General features: G+C 70.3%; 19 protein-coding genes and 2 riboswitches. Of the genes, 13 read left to right on the top strand and 6 right to left on the bottom strand.

What is annotated here, in order from left to right:
* Positions 1 to 1,228 (bottom strand): ribonucleotide reductase N-terminal alpha domain-containing protein (locus ACFXGA_RS00975; RefSeq protein WP_378083068.1); only part of this gene is annotated, 1,228 nt, incomplete at its 3' end.
* Positions 1,229 to 1,347: 119 nt separating this feature from the next.
* A riboswitch (cobalamin riboswitch) is annotated at positions 1,348 to 1,559 on the bottom strand.
* A gap of 179 nt (positions 1,560 to 1,738) precedes the next feature.
* Positions 1,739 to 1,949: riboswitch (cobalamin riboswitch) on the top strand.
* 119 nt (positions 1,950 to 2,068) lie between these two features.
* Here ACFXGA_RS00975 and metE point away from each other — a divergent pair.
* Both metE and ACFXGA_RS00965 read left to right on the top strand, forming a co-directional pair.
* Positions 2,069 to 4,303, top strand: coding sequence for a 5-methyltetrahydropteroyltriglutamate--homocysteine S-methyltransferase (metE, locus tag ACFXGA_RS00970; RefSeq protein ID WP_378083066.1), 2,235 nt, complete (start codon positions 2,069 to 2,071; stop codon positions 4,301 to 4,303).
* The gene (locus ACFXGA_RS00965; RefSeq protein WP_378083064.1) at positions 4,300 to 4,797 is read left to right on the top strand and encodes an acyl-CoA thioesterase; all 498 of its coding nucleotides are present in this window, start codon (positions 4,300 to 4,302) and stop codon (positions 4,795 to 4,797) included. Before metE ends, ACFXGA_RS00965 begins: the two co-directional genes overlap by 4 nt.
* Before the next feature lie 152 nt (positions 4,798 to 4,949).
* Here ACFXGA_RS00965 and ACFXGA_RS00960 read toward each other — a convergent pair whose 3' ends face one another.
* Positions 4,950 to 5,468 (bottom strand): hypothetical protein, encoded by a 519-nt coding sequence (locus ACFXGA_RS00960; protein ID WP_378083063.1) that lies wholly within the window; start codon positions 5,466 to 5,468, stop codon positions 4,950 to 4,952.
* Positions 5,469 to 5,946: 478 nt separating this feature from the next.
* Here ACFXGA_RS00960 and ACFXGA_RS00955 point away from each other — a divergent pair, with 478 nt between their 5' ends.
* The 9 genes from ACFXGA_RS00955 to ACFXGA_RS00915 all read left to right on the top strand — a co-directional run bounded on the left by ACFXGA_RS00955 (position 5,947) and on the right by ACFXGA_RS00915 (position 16,776).
* Positions 5,947 to 6,075, top strand: coding sequence for a hypothetical protein (locus tag ACFXGA_RS00955; protein ID WP_378083062.1), 129 nt, complete (start codon positions 5,947 to 5,949; stop codon positions 6,073 to 6,075).
* The gene (kdpF, locus tag ACFXGA_RS00950) at positions 6,072 to 6,173 is read left to right on the top strand and encodes a K(+)-transporting ATPase subunit F (protein ID WP_378083060.1); all 102 of its coding nucleotides are present in this window, start codon (positions 6,072 to 6,074) and stop codon (positions 6,171 to 6,173) included. Before ACFXGA_RS00955 ends, kdpF begins: the two co-directional genes overlap by 4 nt.
* Positions 6,173 to 7,795, top strand: a complete 1,623-nt coding sequence (kdpA, locus tag ACFXGA_RS00945; RefSeq protein WP_378083058.1) for a potassium-transporting ATPase subunit KdpA — start codon at positions 6,173 to 6,175, stop codon at positions 7,793 to 7,795. Before kdpF ends, kdpA begins: the two co-directional genes overlap by 1 nt.
* Complete coding sequence (kdpB, locus tag ACFXGA_RS00940) at positions 7,792 to 9,846, top strand: potassium-transporting ATPase subunit KdpB (protein WP_378083056.1); 2,055 nt, start codon at positions 7,792 to 7,794, stop codon at positions 9,844 to 9,846. Before kdpA ends, kdpB begins: the two co-directional genes overlap by 4 nt.
* 8 nt (positions 9,847 to 9,854) lie before the next feature.
* Positions 9,855 to 10,397, top strand: coding sequence for a potassium-transporting ATPase subunit C (locus ACFXGA_RS00935; protein WP_378083176.1), 543 nt, complete (start codon positions 9,855 to 9,857; stop codon positions 10,395 to 10,397).
* Positions 10,398 to 10,420: 23 nt separating this feature from the next.
* Positions 10,421 to 13,054 carry a DUF4118 domain-containing protein gene (locus ACFXGA_RS00930; protein ID WP_378083053.1) on the top strand — a complete coding sequence of 878 codons (2,634 nt, stop codon included), beginning with the start codon at positions 10,421 to 10,423 and terminating at the stop codon, positions 13,052 to 13,054.
* Positions 13,051 to 13,731: a response regulator gene (locus tag ACFXGA_RS00925; RefSeq protein WP_378083052.1), complete on the top strand. Its 681-nt coding sequence runs from the start codon at positions 13,051 to 13,053 to the stop codon at positions 13,729 to 13,731. Before ACFXGA_RS00930 ends, ACFXGA_RS00925 begins: the two co-directional genes overlap by 4 nt.
* A gap of 206 nt (positions 13,732 to 13,937) precedes the next feature.
* Positions 13,938 to 14,591, top strand: coding sequence for an NAD-binding protein (locus ACFXGA_RS00920; RefSeq protein WP_378083050.1), 654 nt, complete (start codon positions 13,938 to 13,940; stop codon positions 14,589 to 14,591).
* A 202-nt stretch (positions 14,592 to 14,793) separates the two neighbouring features.
* The gene (locus tag ACFXGA_RS00915) at positions 14,794 to 16,776 is read left to right on the top strand and encodes an amino acid transporter (RefSeq protein WP_378083174.1); all 1,983 of its coding nucleotides are present in this window, start codon (positions 14,794 to 14,796) and stop codon (positions 16,774 to 16,776) included.
* 639 nt (positions 16,777 to 17,415) lie between these two features.
* Here the strand turns inward: ACFXGA_RS00915 and ACFXGA_RS00910 are convergent.
* Together ACFXGA_RS00910 and ACFXGA_RS00905 are read right to left on the bottom strand one after the other, a co-directional pair.
* On the bottom strand, positions 17,416 to 17,673 hold the full coding sequence (locus ACFXGA_RS00910; protein ID WP_378083048.1) for a hypothetical protein: 258 nt from the start codon (positions 17,671 to 17,673) through the stop codon (positions 17,416 to 17,418).
* 97 nt (positions 17,674 to 17,770) lie between these two features.
* Positions 17,771 to 17,998 carry a hypothetical protein gene (locus tag ACFXGA_RS00905; protein WP_378083046.1) on the bottom strand — a complete coding sequence of 76 codons (228 nt, stop codon included), beginning with the start codon at positions 17,996 to 17,998 and terminating at the stop codon, positions 17,771 to 17,773.
* A gap of 26 nt (positions 17,999 to 18,024) precedes the next feature.
* On the opposite strand from ACFXGA_RS00905, the gene ACFXGA_RS00900 reads away from it, so the two are divergent.
* A complete protein-coding gene (locus ACFXGA_RS00900; RefSeq protein ID WP_378083045.1) occupies positions 18,025 to 18,333 on the top strand; it encodes a hypothetical protein in 309 nt (102 codons plus the stop codon).
* Positions 18,334 to 18,390: 57 nt separating this feature from the next.
* Complete coding sequence (locus tag ACFXGA_RS00895) at positions 18,391 to 18,792, top strand: nucleotide disphospho-sugar-binding domain-containing protein (RefSeq protein ID WP_378083044.1); 402 nt, start codon at positions 18,391 to 18,393, stop codon at positions 18,790 to 18,792.
* 9 nt (positions 18,793 to 18,801) lie between these two features.
* Here ACFXGA_RS00895 and ACFXGA_RS00890 read toward each other — a convergent pair whose 3' ends face one another.
* Together ACFXGA_RS00890 and ACFXGA_RS00885 are read right to left on the bottom strand one after the other, a co-directional pair.
* On the bottom strand, positions 18,802 to 19,644 hold the full coding sequence (locus tag ACFXGA_RS00890; protein WP_378083042.1) for a hypothetical protein: 843 nt from the start codon (positions 19,642 to 19,644) through the stop codon (positions 18,802 to 18,804).
* Positions 19,641 to 20,729, bottom strand: a complete 1,089-nt coding sequence (locus ACFXGA_RS00885; protein ID WP_378083040.1) for a hypothetical protein — start codon at positions 20,727 to 20,729, stop codon at positions 19,641 to 19,643. Before ACFXGA_RS00885 ends, ACFXGA_RS00890 begins: the two co-directional genes overlap by 4 nt.
* Between the last annotated feature and the right edge of the window lie 167 nt (positions 20,730 to 20,896).

The following is a 20,896-nucleotide window of genomic DNA, read 5'->3' as shown; positions in this document are numbered from 1 at the left end:
GGCGGGTTGGTTGGGCTATATCCCGCACCCCCACCACCCCGTGGGCCGGGCTTTGGGGCCCCCTTCGGGCCGCCCCCCGGCCCCCCACCGGCGTCCAGTCGTTGCCCAGGCCACCGGAGAACTTCGCCAGCAGCGCGTTGTTCCGGTACCCGCGGAAGATGCCGTCCAGGTCGTCGTCCACGGTGGTCAGGAAGCACGACGAGAGTTGAGGGCGGGTGGTGCCGGAGTTGAACAGCGTGGGCGTCGAGGCCATGAAGTCGAACGAGGACAGCAGCTCGTAGAACTCGATCGCGCGCGCTTCCCGGTCGTCCTCGCGCAGGGCCAGGCCCATCGCCACGCGCATGAAGAACGCCTGCGGCAGCTCGTAACGGGTGCCGTGGTCGTGCAGGAAGTACCGGTCGTAGAGCGTCTGCATCCCCAGGAAGTCGAACTTCGTGTCCCGCTCCGGGTGGATCGCGGCGGCCAGGCGCTCGACGTCGAAGTCCGCCAGCTCCGGGTCGAGCCGGTCCAGCTCGATGCCCAGGCGCACGTAGGCCGGGAAGTAGTCCACGTAGGACATCTGCTCGCCGGTGGCCTCGACCGGGCGTCCGGCGAGCCGGGTCAGCACCTCGCGGCGCAGCCGGTCCAGCAACAGCCGGGCGGCCACGAACGAGTAGTTCGGCTCGGTCTCCACCAGCGTCCGCGCCGCCATCACCAGCGCCACGGCCAGCTCGTCGACCGTGATGCCGTCGTAGACGGTGCGCCGCACCTCGGCCAGCACGACCTCCGGCGAGGTGTCGGCCAGGCCCGCGCACGCCTCACCGACCACGACGCCCACGCGGTCCCAGTCCAGCAGGACCAGCTCGCCGTCCGGACCCTTGACGCGGAACTCCGATGCGGCGGGCACGACCTCGCGGGCCTTGGCGTGCTCCTCGCGGTAGAGCACGTAGGCACGGGCCACCTCGTGGTGACCGCCGCGCATCAGCACCAGTTCCACCTGGTCCTGGATCTGCTCGACGTGCAGCGCGACATCCGGCCGCGCGCGCTTGAGCAGCGCGGCCCCCACCTGCGCCGTCAGGTCTTCCACCAGGGGGTGCAGGCGGGAAGACGACGCGGCGGCGTCGCCCTCCACGGCCAGGAACGCCTTGGTCATCGCCACCGCGATCCTGGTGGCGTCGAACGCCGAGGCACTGCCGTCGCGGCGGATCACCCGCACCTGCGCGGTGGTGCTCGTGGTTGTGGTCGACACAGCCCTCTCCTCGCGAGCCTGGAGCGGCCCGGAGCACGCGGGGGTGCCACAGAGCGCGTGCGCGACGGCACGCTGATCCGTGTCGGCCCGCCCACGAGGCCCCGGACACGCGCACGCCGGCCGGCGCGCGCACCGACGGCAGGTCTTCGGACTCGCGGACACCCGGCTGACACCGGACCTACTGGCCGTCGCTTCCCACGCGTGACGCGCAGTGCTTCGTGACGGCGGTCGTTCCCACTCACCGCTGCGGGGCAGTCCCGGATTCGCACCGGGTTCCCTCTTGCCTCCTCGGCCCTCGGAGGGCGTCGGAACCATCGACGGCGGGAACACTACATGTTGTAGATCGCCGCGCAACCCACCCCCACATGGACACGTGTCCGCTGCGCCGGCCCGCTCTCGGGGTTCATCCTTCAAACAGCAGCCCGTTCCCGGACGAGGAGGGCACCGCTCACGCATCACCGATGCGCACCAGGCGGTTCCCGGATTCTGAGCGGTGTTCCCGCGGTGCGCTACGCTGCCGTCGCTGGTGGTTCGCCCGCGTCGGTGACGGCGGAGGCGAGGCAAGAGGGAACCCGGTGCGAATCCGGGACTGCCCCGCAGCGGTGAACGGGAACGAAAGCCGTCAACCAAGCACTGCGCGCTCCGCGTGGGAAGCGACGGCCGGTAGGAGTGGGTTCGACGCCCGTGAGTCCGAAGACCTGCCACCGGTCCGCGCACCCACCGGGTACGCGGTGTCCGGGAGCCTCGCGGGAGGGCTCGCGCGGACGCGGCCGAGTGCCGCCCGCGAAGCGTGCCCGTGACAGCGACCGGACTTCACGCACGCTCGCGAGGAGAGAGCTTGTGACCAGCGGTATCGGCGCCACCGTGCTCGGATATCCGAGGATCGGTCCCCATCGGGAACTCAAGCGCGCCGTGGAGGCGTACTGGGCGGGGAGGACCGACCGGGACACCCTGCTCGCCACCGCTGCCGACCTGCGCGCGGCAACGTGGCGGGAGTTGCGCGACGCCGGGCTGGACTCGATCCCGTCCAACACGTTCTCGTTCTACGACCAGGTGCTCGACACGGCGTTCCTCGTCGGCGCGGTCCCGGACCGCTACCGGCGCGAGCACGAGCTGGACTCCTACTTCGCGGCGGCACGGGGCGACGCGCAGGCGCCGCCGCTGGAGCTGACGAAGTGGTTCGACACCAACTACCACTACCTGGTGCCCGAGATCGGCCCGGACACGGTGTTCCGGCTGGCCGGGGACAAGCCGCTGGCCGACTACCGGCAGGCCCGCCGGCTGGGGATCGAGACCCGGCCGGTGCTGCTGGGCCCGGTGACGTTCCTGCTGCTGGCCAAGGGCGCCGACCCGCTGGCGCGGCTGGACGACCTGGTGGACGTCTACGCCGAGCTGCTGGTTGTGCTGGCGGCGCAGGGCGTGGTGTGGGTCCAGCTCGACGAGCTGGCCTTCGCCGCCGACCGCGCGGAAACGGACCTGGCCGCGCTGGGCCGGGCCTACACCCGGCTGGCCTCGCTCAACGCCCGCCCGAAGCTCCTGGTCACCGGCTACTACGGCAGCCTCGGCCCCGCCCTGCCGGTGCTGGCGGGCACGGCCGTCGAGGCGATCGGCGTGGACCTGGTCGCGGGCGCGGTTGACGGGATCGCGGGCATCCCGGCGCTGCGGGACAAGACGCTGGTGGCCGGGGTGGTGGACGGCCGCAACGTGTGGCGCACCGACCTGCGGAAGGCGCTGGCCACGGCGGTGTCGCTGCTCGGTTCGGCAGGCGAGGTGGCGGTGTCGACTTCCTCGACGCTGCTGCACGTGCCCTACGACCTCGACGCGGAGACCGGGCTGGACCCGGCGGTGCGGTCGCGGCTGGCGTTCGCCAGGCAGAAGGTCCGCGAGGTCGTGCTGCTAGGCCGCGCGCTGCGCGAGGGCGTGACCGGCGCGTGGGCCGGCCAGGCCGACGAGCCCGCCGCGAGCCCCCGCCGTGACGAGGCCGTGCGGGCCCGGCTGGCCGCGCTGCGCCCGCAGGACCGCGAACGCGCGCCCTACGCCCACCGCGCCGCCGCCCAGGAAGACCGCCTGGACCTCCCGCCGCTGGCGACCACGACCATCGGCTCGTTCCCCCAAACCGCCGACATCCGCACTGCTCGCGCGGAACTGCGGTCGGGTGCGCTGTCGCAGGCGGAGTACGTCGAGCGGATGCGCGCCGAGATCGCCCGTGTCATCGCGCTTCAGGAGGACATCGGGCTGGACGTGCTGGTGCACGGCGAGCCCGAGCGCAATGACATGGTGCAGTACTTCGCCGAGCACCTGGACGGCTTCGCCACCACCGAGCACGGCTGGGTGCAGTCCTACGGCTCGCGCTGCGTGCGCCCGCCGATCCTGCACGGCGACGTCACCCGCCCCGGACCGATCACCGTGCCGTGGGCGAGTTTCGCCCAATCGCTGACCGAACGGCCGGTCAAGGGCATGCTGACCGGGCCGGTGACGATCCTGGCGTGGTCGTTCGTCCGCGACGACCAGCCCCTGGCCGACACCGCCGACCAGGTGGCGCTGGCGCTGCGCGACGAGGTCGCCGACCTGGAGGCCGCCGGCATCCGCATCGTGCAGGTCGACGAGCCCGCGCTGCGCGAGCTGCTGCCGCTGCGCGCCGCCGACCAACCCGCCTACCTGGAGTGGTCGGTGGCCGCGTTCCGCCTGGCCACCTCCGGCGCCGCACCGGAGACCCAGGTACACACGCATCTGTGCTACTCGGAGTTCGGCGAGGTCATCGACGCCATCGACGGCCTGGGTGCGGACGTGACCACCATCGAGGCCGCACGGTCCAAGATGGAAATCCTGGAAGACCTGCGGGCCAACGGTTTCAGCCGCGGCGTGGGCCCCGGCGTGTACGACATCCACTCGCCGCGGGTACCCGACGTGGACGAGGTCGTCGAGCTGGTGGCCGCCGCCGCGCGGGTACTGCCGGGAAACCGGCTGTGGGTCAACCCCGACTGCGGCCTGAAGACCCGCGGCTACCGCGAGGTCGAACCGGCGCTGCGCACCCTGGTTGCCGCGGCCCGGCGGGTGCGGGCGGAGTTGGGGTGAGCGGCAAGCCCACCGCCGCGTCGAGGTTGACGATCTCGCGGATCACCGACGACCACGACACCAACCTGATGGGCACCGTGCACGGCGGGGTGCTGATGAAGCTGGTCGACTCGCTGGCCGGGGTGGTCTCGGCGCGGCACTGCGAGGGCCCGTCGGTGACGGTCGCGGTCGACGAGATGGTGTTCCTGGTCCCGGTGCGCGTGGGTGACGTGCTGCACCTGCACGCCCAGGTCAACTGGACCGGCAACACCTCGATGGAGGTCGGGGTGCGGGTCACCGCCGACCGTTGGGACCGCTCGGTGCCCGCGGTGCACGTGGCCTCGGCCTACGTGGTGCTGGTGGCCGTGGACCACGACGGCCGTCCGCGGCCGGTCCCGCCCGTGGTGCCGGACAGCGCCGAGGACCGCCGCCGCCGTGCGGAGGCGGAGATCCGCCGCACCCACCGCCTGGCCCGCAGTCGGGCGATCGTCGCCTCCAGGACGGTCGGGGTGTGACCGCAACCGGCCGACCTATCCCCGGTCGACCTCGACGATGACGATGACGACGGAGACGATGACCGTGGCGATGACGGCGATGAGTGATCACCCGTCATCGACCGGGTGGCGGGTATGACGGGGTGGATCGCCCGCCACACCCGCCGCACGGGTCAGGAGATGGGGTAGGTGGAGATGTCGCCGCAGGTGAGCGGGCCTGGTTCGGGGATGGGGGTGATGGCGGTGTGGCAGACCTGGACGGTGACGCGGTCGATGGGCACCGGGGTCGGCGTCGGGACGAGCGGCACGGAGAGCACGAACTCGAACTTGGTCGCGCCGGTGGTGCTCTGGCGCTCGGTATCGACGGCGGTGCGGCCGTTGTAGGCGGTGAACACGGCCACCGCGACGGCTCGGGTGGGCGGGGCGCACGGGGTGGCGTTGCGCAGCGCGACCTCACCGGTGACCTTGACCGCGGTCACGGGGTGGGGCGTCGGGACCGGCAGCGCGTTGCGCCAGGCCAACTGGCCGGTGGTGTGGCTGCTCAGGCAGCGGTCAGTGTGCTCGGCCTTGAACGGCACCGCCGCTGCGGCCGGGTCGGCGCTCGCGCCGCCGGTGAGGGTGGAAGTGGTTGCGATGGCCGTGAACGCCACGGCGGCAGCGCGACCGATCCTCGATAACAGGGGTGAGGTCATCTGAGCAGACTCCTTTGTCCTCGCTCCGATTCTTTCAGGGTGGGTTCTCCCGCCGATCCTGTGCGCCTGCTACCGGGCGGCCTGCTCGGCACAGGTCGGGCGTGGACGAACTGAGCTTGCCAATAATTACTGGGAGTGCTGAATCCGAACAACTGGGTAGCAGTACGTGACTGCGGAGTCCGGTACGACGCCGGTTCGGCAGCCGCCTGTGAGCACGGTTCAGATTCTGGCGCGGCCCAGTCGGTCGCCGAAGACGCCGAACGCTGCAGCTACCGGGCGACCAGCCGGGACAGGCGCTCGACCGCCTCGTGCTCGTCACTGTGCGCAGCGCCCGCAGCGATCGTGGTTAACCCGGTCGTGACCTGCGGTGAGACCGGCGTCTCCCGGTCGTCAACATCGCGTAAGGGACCGGATCGAGGGCGTTAGGGACCCGTCAGGCATCCGTGGGCCGGCCACTTCCGGGTGCATCCTTTCCGGCATGGCGGTCCGTCGAGACCGCTCGGAGTCGGGAAGGGGCGCGGAGATGGCCGATCTGGCCTACGTGCTGCTGATCATAGGTGTGTTCCTGCTGCTGGCGCTCGGCGTGCGCGGTCTGGGGCGGTTGTGAGCGGCACCGGGGTGATGGCCAACACCGTCGGCGGTGTGCTGGCCCTGCTGTTGATCGGGTACCTGTTCGTCGCGCTGGTCCGTCCGGAGAAATTCTGATGTCCTCTACTGTGGCCGGTCTGCTCCAGGTCGGTCTGCTGATCGTCGCCCTGGCCGTGGTGTACCGGCCGTTCGGCGACTACATGGCCCGCGTCTACACGGGTGCCGAGCATTCCAAGGTGGAACGCGCGGTCTACAAGGTCGCGCGCGTCGATCCGGACTCCGAGCAGCGCTGGGGCACATACGCGCTGGGCGTGCTGGGGTTCTCCTTCGTCGGCGTGGTGCTGCTCTACGTGCTCCAGCGGGTGCAGTCGGTGCTGCCGTGGGCCTACGACCGGGGCAACGTGCCCCCGGGCATGGCGTTCAACACCGCGGTCAGCTTCGTGACCAACACGAACTGGCAGTCCTACGTGCCCGAGACCGTCATGGGGCACACCGTGCAGATGATCGGGTTGACGGTGCAGAACTTCGTCTCCGCCGCGGTGGGCCTGGCGGTGGCGATGGCCCTGGTGCGCGGGTTCGTCCGCAGCCGCACCGACCGGTTGGGCAACTTCTGGGTCGACCTGACCCGCGGCACGATCCGCGTCCTGCTGCCGGTGGCGTTCATGTTCGCGATCGTCCTGGTCGCCACCGGCGTGGTGATGAGCCTGAAGTCCGGTGTGGACGTCGACGGGCAGCTCGTCGCCACGGCACCGGTGGCGAGCCAGGAGGCGATCAAGGAGTTGGGCACCAACGGCGGCGGGGTGCTCAACGCCAACTCCGCCCACCCGTTCGAGAACCCCAACGCCTGGTCCAACCTCATCGAGATCTTCCTGATTCTGGTCATCCCGGTGTCGCTCACCCGCACCTTCGGCACGATGGTCGGCGACCGCCGGCAGGGGTATGTGCTGCTCGGCGTGATGGGCGCGTTGTGGAGCGCGATGTTGGCGGTGATCTGGGCGGCGGAGGCGAGCGGCCTGCGTCCGTTGGAGGGCAAGGAACTGCGGTTCGGCGTCCCGTCGAGCGCGTTGTTCGCCAACACCACCACGGCCACGTCGACAGGTGCGGTGAACTCGATGCACGACAGCTTCACCGGGCTGGGTGGCGGCGGCGCGCTGCTGAACATGCTGTTCGGCGAGATGACGCCGGGCGGTGTGGGCACCGGCCTCTACAGCATCCTGGTGATGGCCGTGATCGCGATGTTCCTGGCCGGGTTGATGGTCGGCCGCACGCCCGAGTACCTGGGCAAGAAGCTGGGTCGCCGCGAAGTGACGGCGGCGGCGGTGTCGATCCTGGCCATGCCGACCGTGTTGCTGATCGGCGCGGGCGTCGCGGCCGTGCTGCCGTCCACGCAGGGCGCGTTGAACAACCCCGGTGCGCACGGCCTGTCGGAGATCCTCTACGCCTACGCGTCGGCGTCGAACAACAACGGCAGCGCGTTCGCCGGCATCACGGTGACCAACGACTGGTTCCAGGCGTCGCTGGGCGTGTGCATGGCACTGGGCCGGTTCGTGCCCGTCGTCGCCGTGCTGTGCCTGGCCGGGTCGCTGGCCGGGCAGCGGAAGGTGCCGGTCACGGCCGGCACGCTGCCGACCACCGGCCCGCTGTTCGCCACCCTGCTCGGCGGGGCGATCGTCCTGGTCGCCGCGCTGACCTTCGTCCCCGCCCTCGCCCTCGGTCCCATCGCGGAGGCCCTGCTGTGACCACCACCACCGAACACCCGCAGCGGACTCCGCAGGAGATTCGCGAACGCCACGCTCGGAATCCGAGCCGGCAGGTGGCTGCCGGGGTGTTCAACCCCCGCCAACTGCTGACCTCGCTGCCCGACGCGCTGCGCAAGCTCGATCCGCGTCACCAGGCGCGCAACCCGGTCATGTTCGTCGTGTGGGTCGGCTCGGTCCTCGTTACGGTGTTCGCCGCGACCGACCCGAGCGTGTTCACCGTCGCGGTGGCGGTGTGGCTGTGGCTGACCGTGCTGTTCGCCAACCTCGCTGAGGCCGTCGCCGAGGGCCGGGGCAAGGCCCAGGCGGACTCGTTGCGCGCGACGAAGAAGGACGCGGTCGCCCGCCTGACCGACGGCCGCACCGTGCCGGGCACCGAGTTGACGGTCGGCGACCTCGTCGTCGTCGAAGCCGGGGAGGTGATCCCCGGCGACGGTGACGTGGTCGAGGGCATCGCCACCGTCGACGAGTCCGCGATCACCGGCGAGTCCGCGCCGGTCATCCGCGAGTCCGGCGGCGACCGGTCCGCGGTCACCGGCGGCACCACGGTCCTGTCGGACCGGATCGTCGTGCGCATCACGGCCAAGCCCGGCGAGACGTTCGTGGACCGGATGATCGCCCTGGTCGAGGGCGCGCGGCGGCAGAAGACCCCCAACGAGATCGCGCTGACCATCCTGCTGTCCACGCTGACGATCATCTTCCTGCTCGCCGTCGTCGCGTTGCAGCCCTTCGCCGTGTACTCGGGCGGCGAGCAGTCGGTGATCGTGCTCACGGCGCTGCTGGTGTGCCTGATCCCGACCACGATCGGCGCGCTGCTCTCCGCGATCGGCATCGCGGGCATGGACCGGCTGGTGCAGCGCAACGTGCTGGCCACCTCCGGCAGGGCGGTCGAGGCCGCCGGGGACGTGGACACGCTGCTGCTGGACAAGACCGGCACCATCACGTGGGGCAACCGGCGTGCCACCGAGTTCATCCCGACGCCTGGCGTGGGGACGGACGCCCTGGTCGACGCGGCCCGGTTGTCGTCGTTGGCCGATGGCACCCCCGAGGGCCGCAGCGTGATCGAGCTTTGTGTGCAGCGTTACGGTCGGTCGGCCGACCCGACGGAGCAGGAGAAGACCGGCGAGTTCGTGCCGTTCACCGCGCAGACCCGGGTCAGCGGTATCGACCTCAACGGGCGGCGGGTGCGCAAGGGCGCGGCGAGCGCGTTCACCCTGGACGAGCCCACCCGCGCGGTCGTGGACGGGATCAGCGCCGAGGGCGGCACGCCCCTGGTCGTGGCCGTGGACGACCGGGTGCTGGGCGTGATCCGGCTGTCCGACGTGGTCAAGCCCGGCATGAGGGAGCGGTTCGCCGAGCTGCGCGCCATGGGCATCCGCACCGTGATGGTGACCGGTGACAACCCGCTCACGGCCCGCGCCATCGCCGCCGAGGCCGGTGTGGACGACTTCCTGGCCGAGGCCAAGCCCGAGGACAAGATGGCCCTGATCAAGAGGGAGCAGGAGGGCGGCAAGCTCGTCGCGATGACCGGTGACGGCACCAACGACGCCCCCGCGCTGGCCCAGGCCGACGTGGGCGTGGCCATGAACACCGGCACCTCGGCCGCCAAGGAGGCCGGGAACATGGTCGACCTGGACTCGGACCCGACCAAGCTCATCGAGGTCGTGGAGATCGGCAAGCAGTTGCTGATCACGCGCGGCGCGCTGACCACATTCTCGGTGGCCAACGACCTGGCCAAGTACTTCGCGATCCTCCCGGCGATGTTCGCCGCCATCTACCCGCAGTTGGACAAACTCAACATCATGCACCTGGCCTCGCCGCAGTCGGCGATCCTCTCGGCGGTGATCTTCAACGCGCTGATCATCGTGGTGCTGATCCCGCTGGCGCTGCGGGGCGTGCGCTACCAGCCCTCCAGCGCCTCCGCGCTGCTGCGGCGCAATCTGCTCGTCTACGGCCTCGGCGGCGTGGTCACGCCGTTCGCCGGGATCTGGCTGATCGACCTGCTCGTGCGACTCATCCCTGGAATCGGGTGACCCTGAAGGTGAACAACTTCGTCAAGCAGGCACTGGCAGGGCTGCGCGTCCTGCTCGTGCTCACCGTGATCACCGGCGTGCTCTACCCGGCCGCCGTGTGGGCCGTCAGCCGGCTGCCCGGACTGCACGCCAACGCCGAAGCCGTCGACACCACACTCGTCGCCGTCCCGCGCGAGGGCGACCAGTGGTTCGTGGCGCGGCCTTCAGCGGCCACGCTGCCCGCGTCGGGCGGCTCGAACAAGGGCGAGCTGAACACCGAGTACGACGCGGTGATCGCCGAACGCCGCACGGAGATCGCCCAGCGCGAGGGCGTCAACGAGGACCGCGTCCCGCCCGACGCCGTCACCGCCTCGGCCTCTGGCCTGGACCCGCACATCAGCACCGCCTACGCCGACCTCCAGGTGCCGCGGGTGGCCCGGGAGAACGGCCTGGGCGAGGACCGGGTGCGGCAGCTGGTCGCCGAGCACACCGGCGGCCGCGCCCTCGGGTTCCTGGGTGAGCCGGGTGTCAACGTCACCGCCCTCAACCGGGCGCTCGACGCGGCGGGGTGACAACGGGGAGGGGGACCACCGCGATGGTGGTTCCCTCCCTCGGAGTTGAGGCCGACGGGGTCCCGGAAAGGCACACTGACGTGGTGGACGGCAAGCGCAAGCGCGGGGAGCTGCGGATCTACCTGGGCGCGGCGCCGGGCGTGGGCAAGACCTTCGCCATGCTGGGCGAGGCGCACCGGCGGCGGGAGCGCGGCACGGACGTGGTGGTCGGTCTGGTGGAGACCCACGGGCGGGAGAAGACCGCCGCCCTGGTCGAAGGACTGGAGGTGTTCCCCCGTCGCACAGGCCACCACCGGGAAGTCGAGGTCACCGAACTGGACATCGACGGCTTGCTGGCCCGCGCCCCCGAGGTGGCGGTGGTGGACGAGCTGGCGCACACGAACGCGCCCGGCTCCCGCAACGCCAAGCGCTGGCAGGACGTCGAGGAGCTGCTCGACGCGGGCATCGACGTGCTGTCCACGGTCAACGTCCAACACCTGGAGTCGCTCAACGACGTCGTGGCCCGCATCACCGGGGTCGAGCAGCGCGAGACCGTGCCGGACGAGGTGGTGCGCCGTGCCGAGCAGGTGGAGCTGGTCGACATCACCGCGGAGGCCTTGCGTCGCCGGTTGGCGCACGGCAACGTCTACGCCGCGCACAAGATCGACGCGGCGCTGGGCAACTACTTCCGGGTCGGCAACCTCACCGCGCTGCGGGAGTTGGCCCTGTTGTGGGTGGCCGACCAGGTGGACGTGGCGTTGCGGCGCTACCGGTCCGAGCAGAGCATCACCGACACCTGGGAGACCCGCGAACGGGTCGTCGTCGCGGTCACCGGAGGCCGGGAGAGCGAGACGCTGATCCGCCGTGCCCGCCGCATCGCCGTCCGGGCGGGCGCCGACCTGCTGGTCGTGCACGTCCTGCGCGGCGACGGCCTCGCCGGCCCTCCGCCGGATTCGATCGCGAGGCTGCGCAAGACCACTGACGACGTCGGCGCGACCTTCCACACCGTGGTCGGCGACGACGTGCCCACCGCCCTGTTGGACTTCGCGCGCGGCGTCAACGCCACCCAGCTGGTGCTGGGCACCTCTCGCCGCTCGCGGTTGGCGCGGGTGTTGGACGAGGGCATCGGCTCGGCGGTGGTGCAGGCGTCGGGGTCGATCGACGTGCACATGGTCACCCACGCGGAGGCCCGGCGAGGCTTGCGGTTGCGGGCCGGCCGGGGCGCGTTGACCCCGTCACGCAGGCTGCTGGGGTGGGCCTTGGCGGTGCTGGTGCCCGCGTTGGTCACCGTGTTGGGGCTGCTCGTCCGCGACCAGTTGTCCTTCTCCACCGATCTGATCGGGTTCTTCCTGGCCACGGTGGTCGTGGCGCTGGTCGGAGGCCTCGGGCCCGCGCTCGGCGCGGCGCTGCTGGGCGCGGGCCTGCTGAACTTCTTCTTCACCGAGCCCTACTACAGCCTGGCGGTGGCGACCCCGGAGAACCTGGTCACCCTCCTGGCTATGGTCGTGGTGGCGGTCCTGGTCGCCCTGGTCGTGGACCGGGCGGCGCGGCTGGCCGAGCAGGGCGCCCGCGCCCGCACCGAGGCCGCGCTGTTGGCCTCCTACGCCCGCACCGTGCTGACCAGCCCATTCCCCCTGGCGCGGCTGCTGGAGAAGGTGCGCGAGAACTTCGGCCTGGAGTCGGTGGCGCTGCTGGAACACCGCGACGGCGAGTGGGAACGCGTCGCCTGCGTCGGGCCGAGGCCGTGCGACGAACCCGACGACGCCGACGTCGACGTGCCGGTCACCGCGGACGTGCACCTGGCGCTGCGGGGACGCGCCCTGCCCGCCGCCGACCAGCAGGCGTTGGAGGCCGCCGCGGGCCAGGCGTTGCTCGCCCTGCGCCAGCAGCGCATGGCCACCCAGACCGCAGAAGCCCAGCGGCGCGCCGAGACCACCGAACTGCGCACCGCGATCCTGTCCGCCGTCGGCCACGACCTGCGCACCCCGCTCACCTCGATCAAAGCCGCCATCGGCAGCCTGCGCGACCCCGACCTGCGACTGTCCCCCGAGGACACCGCGGAGCTGCTGGAGACCGTCGAGGTGTCGGCCGACCAGCTCACCGGACTGATCGACAACCTGCTCGACTCCTCCCGCCTGGCCACCGGCGCCGTCGCACCCCGACTGAGGCCCGTCACCTACGACGAGGCCGTCGCCCGCGCCCTGACCGGCATCGACGAGCGCCGGCTGGTCCTGATCGACGTCCCGGAGTCCCTGCCACCGGTGCTGGCCGACGTGGGGCTGCTGGAACGCGTGATCGCCAACCTCGTCAACAACGCCCTGCGACACGGCCGCCTCACCCCACGCCGCCCGGTCGACGTGGACGGCGACGGCACCATCACGGTCGACGAACCCGACATCGCCGTCCGCGCCAGCGCCCACGGCGACCAGGTGGAACTGCGCGTGGTCGACCACGGCCACGGACTGCCCAAGAACACCGCCGACACCGTCTTCGCGCCCTTCCAACGCCTCGGCGACCGCGACAACACCCCCGGCGTCGGCTTGGGGCTCAGCGTCGCCAAGGGCTTCACCGAGGCCATGGGCGGCGCCATCACCGCCGAAGACACCCCCGGAGGTGGCCTGACCATCGTCGTCTCGCTGCCCGTGGCAGCCCGAACCGACCAGGCGGCACCCGCATGACCACCGTGCTCATCGTCGACGACGAACCCCAGATCGTCCGCGCGCTGCGGATCAACCTGACCGCCCGCGGATACCGCGTCCTCACCGCCCACGACGGCGCCGGTGCCCTGCGGGAGGCGGCGGCGGGCACACCCGACATCGTCGTGCTGGACCTGGGCCTGCCCGACATCGACGGCACCGAGGTCATCGCCGGACTGCGAGGCTGGAGCACGGTGCCGATCGTCGTGCTCTCGGCCCGATCGGACTCCGAAGACAAGGTCCGAGCCCTCGACGCCGGAGCCGACGACTACATCACCAAACCCTTCGGCATGGACGAGCTGCTCGCGCGCCTGCGCGCCGCCCTCCGCCGCGCCGCCACGGCACAGGACACCACCGACCCCCTGGTGCGCACCGCGTCGTTCACTGTCGACCTGGCTGTCAAGAAGGTCCACCGCGACGGCACCGAGGTCCACCTCACCCCCACCGAGTGGGGGATGCTGGAAATCCTCGCGCGCAGCGGCGGCAGGCTGGTCACCCAGAAACAACTGCTCCAGCAGGTGTGGGGTCCGGAGTACACCTCCGAGACTCACTACCTGCGCGTGTACCTGGCCCAACTGCGCCGCAAACTCGAACCACACCCCTCACGCCCCCGGCATCTGCTCACCGAACCAGGCATGGGCTACCGCTTCCAAGCCTGACCCACGAACACCGTCGGATCCCTCTGTCCTCCTCTATTAGGCGGCAAGAGGCATCCTTGTCGCTACTACCGCGCCGGTATGTCCGACGTCCGCGTGATACCGAATGTGCAGGAGCGTGCCGGGTGCGGCTTCGGCAGGCGTCAAGACGGCGTAAAAGCCTCACGACTCCGAGCCGATTCGGCGCGGATATGTGTGACTGTGGCCGCGTGGATGTCCCCGACACGGCGACGCGGCCGGACGACTGCCTCGGATCGGGACCGGTGCTGATCATCGGCTACGGCGGGACCGGCGCGGCGGCAGCCGCCGCCGTCGGCGAACAGGCCGCGTCGTCCGAGGTCATCGTCGTGGAACGCCGGAGCGATCGCGCCAGGTCAGCCGAGTCGACGGGCTGGTCGGTGGTGGTCGGCGACGCCACCGAGGCCGCGGTGCTGCGCCGAGCGGGCGTGGCGCGGGCGCGGTGTGTGGTCGTGACCTGCATGGACGACGCGACGACCGCGATGGTGGTGACGTTGGTCCGCCGGTTGGCTTCCCCCGCGAGGGTCGTGGCGGCGATGCGCCAACCGCAGCACGTTCCGGCGTTGCGGCAGGCCGGAGCGGACCTGGTGATGGCCACCGAACGGATGGGCGCGAACCTTGCGGCCAAGACGGTAGCCGGACTGGATACCGCAGGCGCGACCCGGGTCATGCTCGCCGAGGGAGTACGGGGACGACGGCCGACCTCCGAGGAGATCGGGATACCCGTTCGGCAGTGCCATCCCGTGGTACTGGCCGTGCTGCGCGAGGGGATCCGCTATTGGCGCGACGACCCGGCGGTGAGCCACGTGAGCGAAGGCGACGTGCTGATCGGCTGGGCGCCGTGACATACGGCACCACCGGTACGCAACGCGGGAATAACCACCCATTCCGGTGTCAACCGCCAGATCAAGAGTAGCGCCGACTTTTTGTCCGTTTTGCCCTCTTGTTCGCCGACGTCGAGGCTGTTCGTCCGCCGTCGTCGCGCGCCACGGCAGGCAGCCCTGAATGCTGTTCGAGCACGACACGATCACCACCAGGAGAGATCGCATGACCGGCACGCCCGAACCCGCTGTCCCGGCACGTGTGGACAGTCCGGTCCGACCACCCGCGCCGTCGAGCGGCCTGGGGCGGTGGCTGCTGCGCCACCAGGTCGCCCCGGAGGGACCGGCCAGCGCCGAGAGCCACGCCGAGCCACACGCGTGGTGGAAGGTGATGTGCCTGACCGGCGTGGACTACTTCTCCACCCTGTCCTACCTGCCCGGCATCGCCGCGCTGGCCGCCGGGGCGATCTCGCCACTGGCCACCCTGCTGATCGTGGCGCTCACCCTGCTGGGCATGCTGCCCATGTACCGGCGGGTGGCCAAGGAGAGCCCGCACGGCCAGGGCTCGGTGGCGATGCTGGAGAAGCTGCTGCCGTTCTGGCGCGGCAAGCTGTTCGTGCTGGTCCTGCTCGGCTTCGTGGCCACCTCCTGGATCATCACGATCACCCTGTCCTCGGCCGACGCCACGGTTCACCTGGTCGAGAACCCGATCACCCCGTACTTCCTGCACGGCCACGAAGTCCTGATCACGGTGGTGCTGCTGCTGGTGCTGGGCGGCGTGTTCCTGCTCGGGTTCAGCGAGGCCGTCGGCGTGGCCATCCCGCTGGTGGCGGTGTTCCTGCTGCTCAACGCCGTGGTCGTAGGCGCGGGCGTGATCGAGGTGCTGGCCGAGCCCACCGCGCTGGACCGCTGGTGGGACGCGCTGACCTCCGGCGAGGGCGGGGTCACCGGCGTGGTCGGCCCGGCCGTCCTGGCGTTCCCGCTGCTGGTGCTCGGCCTGTCCGGCTTCGAGACCGGGGTGAGCATGATGCCCCTGGTCGCCGCCGACGGGCGCACCGAGCGGGAACGCCTGGACAGCCGCATCCGCAACACCCGCAAGCTGCTCACCGCCGCCGCCGTGATCATGTCCGTCTACCTCATCGCGACCAGCTTCGTCACCACCGTCCTGGTGCCCGCCGAAGCGTTCCAGCCGGGCGGTGAGGCCAACGGCCGCGCACTGGCCTACCTCGCCCACGACCTGCTCGGGAAGTGGGTGGGCACCGCCTACGACATCAGCAGCATCCTGATCCTCTGGTTTGCGGGCGCCTCCGCCATGGCCGGCCTGATCAACATCGTGCCCCGCTACCTGCCCGCCTACGGCATGGCCCCGGACTGGACCCGCGCCGTGCGCCCGGTGGTGCTCGTCTACACGGCCGTCTGCGTCCTGGTCACGATCATCTTCAACGCCGACGTCAACGCCCAGGCAGGCGCCTACGCCACCGGCATCCTGGCGATGATGGTCTCGGCCACCGTGGCCGTGGCCATCTCCGCGGGCCGCCGCCGGCAGCGCCGCCAGGCGATCGGGTTCACCGTACTGACCCTGATCCTGCTCTACGCCCTGGTCGAGAACGTCATCGAGAAGCCCGACGGCATCACCATCTCGTTCTTCTTCATCCTCGGCATCATCGCCGTGTCCCTGGTCTCCCGCGTCACCCGCACCACCGAACTACGCGTCAAGCACATCGAATTCGACGACGACGCCCGCCGGATCATCACCGACTCCATCGCCCACGACGGAGCCCTGACCCTGATCGCCAACCGCCGCCAGAGCGGCGACGCCGCAGAGTACGCGGCAAAGGAGACCGAACAGCGCGGCATGAACCCGGTCCCCGGCGCGGCCGACGTGCTGTTCCTGGAGATCGACGTCGTCGACCCCTCCGACTTCAGCGACGTGCTGCGCGTGCGCGGCATCGACGTCGGCGGCCACCGCGTGCTGCGCGCCGACAGCCCCGCCGCACCCAACGCCATCGCCGCGATCCTGCTCACCCTGCGCGACACCACCGGCGTGCGGCCGCACTGCCACTTCGAGTGGAGCGAGGGCAACCCCCTGGGTCACCTGTTCCGCTACCTGCTGCTGGGCCGCGGCGACACCGCCCCCGTCGTCCGCGAGATCATCCGCACCAACGAACCCGACCGCGACCGCCGCCCCGGCATCCACGTCGGCGGATAGCCACACGGGCTGGCTCGATCGGATGACTGCGGCGCCGGCGCCGCTATTCCATCCCTTGCCGACATGCGGGTCACGCGTTCGCGGGTGTTGGAGACACCAGCCGATCGGTCGACCCCTCACTCCACCGCTGCGACGCAATCATCGCGGGCGTGCTGGCCGACCTCGGTGTCAGTCGATCAGGACCGGCGACCTGAGGTGTGGTGGCGTTGCGCGATCCGACCACGTTTTCGGTTTGGCCGATGGTCGGTGGGGTAGCGGGGTACCCACCGCCGGGCGAACACGGCCGTGACCGCGGTCGACAGGTCGTGGGACGAGCCGGACGTCGGCCACTGCTCCTGCCCTCGCACCGGCAGACCTCCCACGAGCAGCGACCACCAGGTAGAGTCGAAGCAGGGTCGGGAACCACAAAGCCCCACGAGACTCCCAGGTGACCTGGAAATATCTCGCGGGGCAAATTATGTGTCCGAGCTTGTTGAACCCCCAAATGTGGGCTTCAGCCCATCTCGGACACCGCCACGGTGCCGCATAAGTCAAGCATAGCAACAACTTCCGCCCACTGTCCAGGTGGGCCACAGCCCCACCTCCGATGCGACGTGAATGCTCCGTTCATCACGCGAGCGGGCCAAACTTCTGGATACTTCAGGATAGCCTTGACGTAAACCCTTTTTGGACTTTGATCAATTCGCGCGTCGCGGCTACGGCCAGCGAAGAAACATGGTCATAGTCTGACTTGCAACCGATCGCGGCACTGATGGTGTGCCGGATGATGGCTGACGAGTGATCTTGCAGGTCGTTCAGCAGCGCATGAGTGTTGTCCGTGGGTGCCACTTCGGCAAGTACGAGCGCGACGGTTCGCGCAACGAGGGTGCCCGGCTCGGCGAGGCTGTGTTTCAGCATCGTGAGGATGAGCGGGGTGGTAGCTCCGTTGGCGACCAGGTCGGCCAGTGCGGCGGCATCGGCTCGTACTTCGGGTGCCGGTCGCGGATCAGAGGTATCAGGATGCCGGTGGCGGCGACGGGATCCAGGGGCAGCGCCAAGTCGTGGCGCGCTGGCGTTGTTCGGTGGTTCCGGGGAGCAGGTTGGGGAGCAGATCGTGGATGTGTGTGGAGTCGTCGTCGAGGTTGGTGAGTAGATGGGTTGCGACCCCGAAGTTGGTCGGTTGTCGGTGGAAGCGGTCGAGGACGGTGGCCGGGTGGGGGAGCATCGCTTCGACGATCGGCACGAGGTGCTGCTTGAACTCGGTGGGGAGTGGTTGGCAGGGTGTGTCAGCGTCTCGCTGGTCGCCCGCTTGTCGTGGTGCTCGACGTTGGGCTCGTTGAGCAGGGTGTAGATCGGTTCCCAGCGGGCCAGTCGGGGGTGGTTGTGGCGTGGGCGCTGCGCGCAGCGGGGCATGACGTCCGGGTCGCCGCCCGGCCGGACCTCGTCGACGCGATCGTCCAGGCCGGGCTGACGGCCGTCCCGGTCGGGAACGCGCTGGACCTGGCGGAGCTGAGCAGCAGGCCCGGCGCCGGGTCTGCGTCACCCTCGGCCTGTCTCGGCGCGACCTGTGGGGCGTGAAGCGGTTCTCCGCCGAGCACTCTGTTCGACGCGGTCGCGGACCTGGACATCGAGGTGGTGGCGACGTTGACCGCCCGGCAGCTCCGGTCGCCGACGGCGACGCCGGACAACGTCCGGCTGTTCGACTTCGTGCCCCTGGACGCGCTGCTGCCCACCTGCGCCGCGGTCGTCCACCACGGCGGCGCGGGCACGACCGGGAACGCGGTGGCGTACGGTGTGCCGCAGCTGGAGGTTCCGGGCAACGTGTGGGACAAGGCGGGGCTGGCGGACCTGCTGGCGGAGCAGGGCGGGGCCATGGTGGTGGACCCCGACGAAGTCACCCCCGAGGGGTTGCGCGCGGGGTTGACGAGGTTGCTGGAGGAGCCGTCGTTCGCGGCGGGCGCGGAGAAGGCGATGGCGGCGCCCACGCCCCACGAGAGCGTGCCGGAGCTGGAGCGCGTGGCGTCGGGGCCGGGGTGAGGGGATGCCTCACGAGCAGGGGGGTTCCTGGTCGGGAGCGGGGTTCGACACGGCGTCGCAGTAGGTGTGCGTGCGGGTGGGGCTCATTGTCCACAGTGCGGTGGGCGGCCAGTACCCCATCCCGCTTCCGTCCTCGGTAGCGAACATCGGGGCGTCCCCGTTTACCGGCACCACCCGGGACTCGCCGTCCTCTCCGACGCGGACCTCGACGCGGTAGGCGGAAGGGCCTGCCGAACCGCTGAAGTCGACGACTACCTCCAGGTCCGCCGACGACTGGGGTGTGAGCCGGTGCCGCTCGGTCAGCACCGCCGTTCGGAAACGTTGGTCGAAGATCGAGGATCCGCCGTTGACCGCCGCCCGAGGGGCCTCGGCGTCGGGGAACGGTATCTGCGCCCCGGGCCGCGGCAGACAGATCAGGCGGACCCTCGGCCCGTCGGCCGCGGTCTTCGGATACGGCGTGGTGTCCGGGGACACCTCGACTTGCACGTACTCGATGGTGGTGTGGTAGTTCGCCGACAACGTGATTGTGTGCGTCGCGTAGCCGGCGGGCAGCGCGCCCTCCTCGAGCGCCCACTCCCGAAGCCCGCGGCAGTCGGCCACGTCATCGGGCGGGGTGGCGCGAGCGAGTTGCTCCGATGCCATCAGCATCCACCCGTCATCGTCGGCGCGACCGCCCACCCGGACGCTTGCCTCGATCTCCGGCTCCCGGGCGGGCACCTCGCTCCACGACGTCTCCGGCGTCGTCGGCGGATTCTGCGGTTCCCGGGGTTCCCACCACACCACGAGGCCCGCGACGAGGCCCACGACGAAGGTTCCGACCAGGAACAGCGTTCTCCGCGTGCGCGTCTTCACCTGAACATCCCGCCCTCACCGCGCTCGACCCACTTGAGGCCGTTGGGCGGTCCGTAGCTGAAGCGCTGCCGGTAGTGGTCGGCGAAAGCCGTGGTGACGAACGGTTTTCCCTGGTCGTCCTTCACCTCGAAGACCTGCGGTTGCCCCTCGATCTCCGCGTGGATCTCTACGTGCCATTCGCAGTACGACTTGGTGGCGCGTCCGATGAGGTTGAACGGCTGGGTTTGACCCGGCTCCAGTTCGACGTTCTCGCCATAGGTCCACGGGTCGCCGAGGGTGCCGTCTTTGTTGGTGACGCGAGCTCGGGGATCGTCTTCTTCGAGGTCGAAACCGATGTCGATCACCTCGACACTGCCTTGCGCGCCCACCCACGCCAATGCGCCCGACAGCGGGGCTGTCCGCTTCACCTTGGCCTTGATGTCGGTGATCAGCACCGGTTTCGGCCAGTGGTTGACCACCGTCATCCTCAGCCTGGTGAAGTTGTGGAGCTCTCCCCAGTAGTGGTAGGCGATGTAGACCGGTTGCGCGGCGAGGGCGAGTGGACCGAGTTCCGGCTCGCCCTCGACCGCCAGCAGGTCCCGCACTTGCGTGTCCGAGAGCGGTTCGGCGAAGGCCCACCCGAACGCGTCACCGCGGATCTGGTAGGCCGCCTTTACTCCGAGGACGCCCTTGGATTGGGCTTTGGCCTGCTCCGCCTTGGTGACCTCATCCTGGGCCAAGGGTTCGATCGCGGGGTTGAGGAGCCAGTTGATCCCGCCGGCCGCCGCACCGCCCACGAGCGTTACCGCGATCCCGAGCACCAGATCGCGGCGCGGGATCAGCCTCCTGCGCCACAGCGCGCGGTTCGCCAGTTCCGCGATCCGGTTCGCGAAGCGCTCGTCGTGCCGCAGTTCGGCTGCGAGGGCGGCCGGGAGTTCGGGTGGAACCCGCCGGTCGCGGATGAACCCGGACCACAGCGCGGCGGTTCCCGGATTGTGAGCGAGTTTCGGTTCCACGAGATCGTGGAGGTGTTCCCGGGCGGAGCGTAGCGTTCTCGTGGAAGTCAGAGCTTCGAATGCCAACTCGGCTAAAGCATCCGGATCCATTGGCACTCCTCGTTCCGCGCGAAATTGCGCAAACTCTACCGAAGCGAAAATTCCACCTCACACGGCCCGGTGCCGCCGCCCGTAACCGCCCGGAGTGGTCCCGTGCCAGCGGCGGAAGGCGTGGATGAAGCTGGCCGCCTCGGCGCAGCGTGCCCCGCGGACCGTTC

Origin of the sequence: Actinosynnema sp. NPDC059335 (assembly GCF_042752395.1) — a bacterium.
Classification (GTDB): Bacteria; Actinomycetota; Actinomycetes; order Mycobacteriales; family Pseudonocardiaceae; genus Actinosynnema.
The sequence above is the reverse complement of the archived record's forward strand: the minus strand, read 5'-3'. Positions and strand labels throughout refer to the sequence as shown.

Bases quoted from the DNA above. Each gene is read 5' to 3' on its own strand.
- ACFXGA_RS00960 (WP_378083063.1), bottom strand. From the start codon at position 5,468: ATGACCTCACCCCTGTTATCGAGGATCGGTCGCGCTGCCGCCGTGGCG.
- ACFXGA_RS00955 (WP_378083062.1), top strand. From the start codon at position 5,947: ATGGCGGTCCGTCGAGACCGCTCGGAGTCGGGAAGGGGCGCGGAGATG.
- kdpA (WP_378083058.1), top strand. From the start codon at position 6,173: ATGTCCTCTACTGTGGCCGGTCTGCTCCAGGTCGGTCTGCTGATCGTC.
- ACFXGA_RS00930 (WP_378083053.1), top strand. From the start codon at position 10,421: ATGGTGGTTCCCTCCCTCGGAGTTGAGGCCGACGGGGTCCCGGAAAGG.
- ACFXGA_RS00925 (WP_378083052.1), top strand. From the start codon at position 13,051: ATGACCACCGTGCTCATCGTCGACGACGAACCCCAGATCGTCCGCGCG.
- ACFXGA_RS00915 (WP_378083174.1), top strand. From the start codon at position 14,794: ATGACCGGCACGCCCGAACCCGCTGTCCCGGCACGTGTGGACAGTCCG.
- ACFXGA_RS00910 (WP_378083048.1), bottom strand. From the start codon at position 17,673: ATGCTGAAACACAGCCTCGCCGAGCCGGGCACCCTCGTTGCGCGAACC.
- ACFXGA_RS00885 (WP_378083040.1), bottom strand. From the start codon at position 20,729: ATGGATCCGGATGCTTTAGCCGAGTTGGCATTCGAAGCTCTGACTTCC.